The organism is Pseudomonas sp. (assembly GCF_050739995.1).
Taxonomy (GTDB): domain Bacteria; phylum Pseudomonadota; class Gammaproteobacteria; order Pseudomonadales; family Pseudomonadaceae; genus Aquipseudomonas.
This window is the reverse complement of sequence record NZ_JBOICG010000337.1, coordinates 1-4,849: the sequence shown is the minus strand read 5'-3', so window position 1 is coordinate 4,849 and position 4,849 is coordinate 1. Positions and strand designations below refer to the sequence as shown.

The 4,849-nt window shown below is 59.7% G+C and carries 5 protein-coding genes and 1 pseudogene; all 6 read left to right on the top strand.

Annotated elements, in window-relative coordinates; all coding sequences use genetic code 11:
- The first annotated feature begins 94 nt into the window (after positions 1-94).
- Positions 95-1,441 (top strand): metalloprotease PmbA, encoded by a 1,347-nt coding sequence (pmbA, locus tag ACRESD_RS11300; protein WP_431750982.1) that lies wholly within the window; start codon positions 95-97, stop codon positions 1,439-1,441.
- A gap of 148 nt (positions 1,442-1,589) precedes the next feature.
- Positions 1,590-1,985, top strand: coding sequence for a FagA protein (locus ACRESD_RS11295; protein ID WP_431750981.1), 396 nt, complete (start codon positions 1,590-1,592; stop codon positions 1,983-1,985).
- Positions 1,978-3,354, top strand: coding sequence for a class II fumarate hydratase (locus ACRESD_RS11290; protein ID WP_431750980.1), 1,377 nt, complete (start codon positions 1,978-1,980; stop codon positions 3,352-3,354). Before ACRESD_RS11295 ends, ACRESD_RS11290 begins: the two co-directional genes overlap by 8 nt.
- A gap of 27 nt (positions 3,355-3,381) precedes the next feature.
- On the top strand, positions 3,382-3,810 hold the full coding sequence (locus tag ACRESD_RS11285) for a hypothetical protein (RefSeq protein ID WP_431750979.1): 429 nt from the start codon (positions 3,382-3,384) through the stop codon (positions 3,808-3,810).
- Between the two features lies 1 nt (position 3,811).
- Entirely contained in the window at positions 3,812-4,423 is a 612-nt protein-coding gene (locus ACRESD_RS11280; RefSeq protein ID WP_431750978.1) for a superoxide dismutase, read from the top strand.
- Positions 4,424-4,457: 34 nt separating this feature from the next.
- Positions 4,458-4,849, top strand: a pseudogene (locus tag ACRESD_RS11275) (ZIP family metal transporter); the annotation flags it as partial.

Here is a 4,849-nt window from a genome sequence, read left to right as displayed (position 1 = left end):
AAGAAACGCCGCCATGATAACCAGTCGGGGGCCGCTTGTCCGGCCCGGTCGCTCGATGGCCTTAACCGAAAGTAGAATTTGAGTGGAGAAAACCATGAGTGCAGCCCAAAGCGTCGGTCCGCAAGCGTTACCGGCACTGCAGGAACAAGTCGAGCAGATCCTTGCCGAGGCCAAGCGCCAGGGGGCCAGCGCCTGTGAAGTGGCGGTGTCGCTGGAGCAGGGGCTGTCTACGTCGGTGCGCCAGCGGGAAGTGGAAACCGTTGAGTTCAACCGTGACCAGGGGTTTGGCATCACCTTGTACGTGGGGCAGCGCAAAGGCTCGGCCAGCACGTCGGCCAGCGGCCCCGAAGCGATTCGCGAGACGGTCGCTGCCGCGTTGGCCATTGCCAAGCACACCTCCGAAGACGAAAGCTCGGGCCTGGCCGACAAGGCATTGATGGCCAAGGACTTGAAGGATTTTGATCTGTTCCACGCCTGGGACATTACCCCTGAGCAGGCGATTGAGCAGGCACTGACATGCGAAGCGGCTGCTTTCGACGCCGATGCCCGCATCAAGAACGCCGATGGCACCACCTTGAGCACCCACCAGGGCTGCCGCGTTTACGGTAACAGCCATGGTTTTATCGGTGGATATGCATCCACTCGCCATAGTTTGAGCTGCGTGATGATCGCCGAAGCCAATGGCCAGATGCAGCGTGATTATTGGTATGACGTGAATCGTCAGGGTGAGCTGCTGGCCGACCCGGTCAGCATCGGCCAGCGCGCCGCACAACGAGCCGCCAGCCGTTTGGGCGCGCGCCCGGTTCCGACCTGCGAAGTGCCGGTGCTGTTTTCGGCGGAACTGGCCGGTGGTTTGTTCGGCAGTTTCCTGGGGGCGATCTCCGGCGGCAACCTGTACCGCAAATCTTCGTTCCTTGAGGGCGCAATCGGCCAGAAGCTGTTCCCTGAGTGGCTGACTATCGATGAGCGCCCACACCTGATGCGCGCCATGGGCAGCTCGGCGTTCGACGGTGATGGCTTGGCGACCTATGCCAAGCCTTTCGTCGAGAAAGGTGAATTGGTGTCCTACGTGTTGGGCACATACGCCGGTCGCAAGCTGGGTTTGCCAAGCACGGCCAACTCCGGTGGTGTGCACAACCTGTTCGTCACTCACGGTGATGAAGACCAGGCTGCATTGTTGCGCCGCATGGGCCGGGGCCTGCTGGTGACCGAGTTGATGGGTCATGGTTTGAACATGGTGACTGGCGACTACTCTCGGGGCGCGGCGGGTTTCTGGGTGGAAAACGGTGAAATTCAGTTCGCCGTCCAGGAAGTGACCATCGCCGGCAATATGCGCGACATGTTCAAGCAAATCGTTGCAGTGGGTAACGATCTTGAGCTGCGCAGCAACATTCGCACGGGTTCGGTGCTGATCGAGCGGATGACCGTCGCCGGCAGTTGATCCTGTAACGCTTCGCAAAAAAGGCGCGCCATTCTGAAAATGGCGCGCCTTTTTTTGTGGCTGTGTGAAAGGTGGATTAATTTGCTGCTATTGTTTTGATTCTCAATATCATTTAATAATAAATATCATTACCGGATGAGTGTGGATCATGAGTTCTGTCCTGCATGAGGATCCGTACCTGGAAAGCTGGCGTTGGATGAGCCGTCAGATCCGCTGCGGCCTCGACCCCAACGAACCTCGCCTGATCGAACATTACCTCAACGAAGGTCGATACCTGGCGTGTTGCACCGCAACCCATCCGTGGACGATTGCTGAGACCTCATTCCGTTTGTTGCTCGACACTGCCAGCGACATTGCGTTGCCCTGGCACTGGCGCTCTCTGTGCCTGGACCAGGCATGGCGCCCGTTGCGCGATCTGGAAAAACTCTCCCGCTGTGCCTGCCGCCTCAAGCGCTGGCAGACCTTTGCCTGGCAATTGGCGACCTGCGAATTGCTGCCCTCCCTTTCTGTTTCTGACCTGGTGCAAGGATCTAACGATGAGTAACACCCGTAGCGAACGCGACAGCATGGGCGAACTGCAAGTACCTGCCGAGGCCCTGTATGGTGCACAAACCCAGCGCGCAGTGAACAACTTCCCGATCAGCAACCAGCGCATGCCGGCGCAATTCATTCGTGCCCTGATTCTGGCCAAGACTGCTGCCGCCAAGGTCAATGTTGACCTCAAGCAGATCAGCGAAGGGCAGGGCAAAGCCATCGTCGACGCAGCCCAAGGTTTGCTTGAAGGCGACTTCATGCAGCATTTCCCGGTGGATATTTTCCAGACCGGCTCCGGCACCAGCTCCAATATGAACGCCAATGAAGTGATTGCGACTCTTGCCAGCCGCTTGCTGGGCGAGGCGGTCAACCCCAACGACCATGTGAATTGCGGCCAAAGCAGCAACGACATCATTCCGACCACCATTCACGTCAGCGCCGCGCTGGTGCTGCATGAGCAAACGCTGCCGGCCCTGCTGCATCTGGTCCAGGTGATCGAGCGGAAGGCCGAAGAAGTCCACCCCTTCATCAAGACCGGTCGTACCCACCTGATGGACGCCATGCCCGTGCGCATGAGCCAGGTGCTCAACGGCTGGGCACAGCAGCTCAAGGCCAATATCGGGCATTTGCAGGACCTTCTGCCGAGTTTGCAGGCGTTGGCCCAGGGCGGTACGGCGGTCGGCACCGGGATCAACGCGCATCCGGAGTTCGCGGTGCGGTTCAGCCAGCAACTGAGCAGCCTGACGGGCGTGAAATTCACGCCGGGCAAGAACCTCTTCGCCTTGATCGGCTCCCAGGACACGGCCGTCGCCGTCTCCGGCCAGTTGAAAGCCACTGCCGTGTCGCTGATGAAAATTGCCAACGACCTGCGTTGGATGAACTCCGGCCCGCTCGCAGGTCTTGGCGAAATCGAATTGGAGGGCCTGCAGCCTGGTTCGTCGATCATGCCCGGCAAGGTCAACCCGGTTATCCCCGAGGCCACCGCGATGGTGGCGGCGCAGGTCATCGGCAATGACACAGTCATCACCGTCGCCGGCCAGTCGGGCAACTTCGAGCTGAATGTGATGCTGCCGATCATCGCGCAGAACCTGCTCAGCAGCCTCGAATTGCTGGCCAATTCCAGCCGTTTGCTGGCGGACAAGGCCATTGCCAGCTTCAAGGTCAATGAAGCCAAGCTCAAGGAAGCGCTATCTCGTAACCCGATCCTGGTCACGGCGCTCAACCCGATCATTGGATACCAAAAGGCTGCCGAAATTGCCAAGAAGGCCTATCAGCAGGGCCGTCCGGTCATTGATGTCGCCCTTGAGCACACCGACTTGCCGCGCAGCCAACTGGAAGTCCTGCTGGATCCAGAAAAGCTCACGGCCGGCGGCGTGTAATCACCGATTCTGCTTTGGAGGCTCACCATGGAGCACTGGAAACGCACGATCGAACGGGCCAATCGCTGTTTTATGGCCGGCGAGTTGGTGGACGCTCGCGAGGCCTATTTGCAGGCCCTGGCCCTGGCCCAAGTGCTGTTCGAACGCTGGGCGGATGCCGACGAAGCAGTGGCGGCTTGCGTCATTTCCCATCACAACCTGGCGGACCTGCACCTACGTCTGAACCAGCCGGAAGAAAGCGCGGAGTACCTCTGCGCTATTCACCAGCGACTTTTACAGACCATGCAGGACCCGCGCCTGAGCCCGCAACTACGGGAGGCGGCCCTGCGCCAGAGCAGCAAAACCTATGTCGAACTGTTGAATTTCATCAGCGATCACGGCGAGTACCCACGTACCCATCGCTTGCTGGGCGGTGCTGCGGCACAGCCCGCCACGCCTCAATACGGAGCACATTGATATGACTTACACCTTGCCTGCCTTGCCTTACGCGTATGACGCCCTGGAGCCGCACATCGATGCGCAAACCATGGAGATTCACTACACCAAGCATCACCAGACTTATATCAACAATCTCAACGCGGCGGTTGAAGGTACCGAGTTCGCGGGTTGGCCGGTCGAGAAGTTGGTGTCCAGCGTGCAGCAACTGCCGGAAAAACTGCGCGCAGCGGTGATCAATCAGGGGGGCGGTCATGCCAATCACTCGTTGTTCTGGGCGGTGATGTCGCCCAAAGGCGGTGGCAAGCCCGAAGGCGCACTGGGCACCGCCATCGACGAACAGTTGGGTGGCTTCGACCGCTTCAAGGAAGCCTTCACCAAAGCCGCGTTGACGCGCTTCGGCAGCGGCTGGGCCTGGCTCAGCGTCACACCGGAACAGACCCTGGTGGTGGAGAGCAGCGGCAACCAGGACAGCCCGTTGATGAGCGGCAACACGCCGATCCTCGGTCTGGACGTCTGGGAGCACGCCTACTACCTGCTGTACCAGAACCGCCGTCCGGAATACATCAATGCCTTCTATAGCGTCATCAATTGGCCGGAAGTCGCTGCTCGCTATCAGGCTGCCTTGGCCTGACACTCACTCCCTATAACAAGATCTAAGGCCGACTATGGGCACTGAAACACTGGCGATCAGCAGCGGGCGAATGTTTCGCTATGCGTTTGGCTCTCTGCTGCTATTGGCAGGTACGGCACTATTGGTTGCCCACGGGCTGGTCTGGCTGGACCTGGAACCGCGCATCCTGCGAGCCCTGCAGGGCGGGGCGATCTGTGCCCTCGGTACAGCGCTGGGCGCGGTGCCGGTGCTGGTGATTCGGCGGATGCCGGTGGCACTGAGTGATTCCCTGCTGGGGTTTGGTGCAGGAGTGATGCTGGCGGCGACCGCGTTTTCGTTGATCGTGCCTGGTATTTCTGCTGCTCAGAGCTTGGGGCTTTCGCCTTGGGGGGCGAGTGGGTTGATCAGCTTCGGTATCATGTTGGGTGCTTTCGGGCTGTATCTGGT

Coding starts and splice junctions, on each gene's coding strand:
- pmbA (WP_431750982.1), top strand. CDS start 95: ATGAGTGCAGCCCAAAGCGTCGGTCCGCAAGCGTTACCGGCACTGCAG.
- ACRESD_RS11295 (WP_431750981.1), top strand. CDS start 1,590: ATGAGTTCTGTCCTGCATGAGGATCCGTACCTGGAAAGCTGGCGTTGG.
- ACRESD_RS11290 (WP_431750980.1), top strand. CDS start 1,978: ATGAGTAACACCCGTAGCGAACGCGACAGCATGGGCGAACTGCAAGTA.
- ACRESD_RS11285 (WP_431750979.1), top strand. CDS start 3,382: ATGGAGCACTGGAAACGCACGATCGAACGGGCCAATCGCTGTTTTATG.
- ACRESD_RS11280 (WP_431750978.1), top strand. CDS start 3,812: ATGACTTACACCTTGCCTGCCTTGCCTTACGCGTATGACGCCCTGGAG.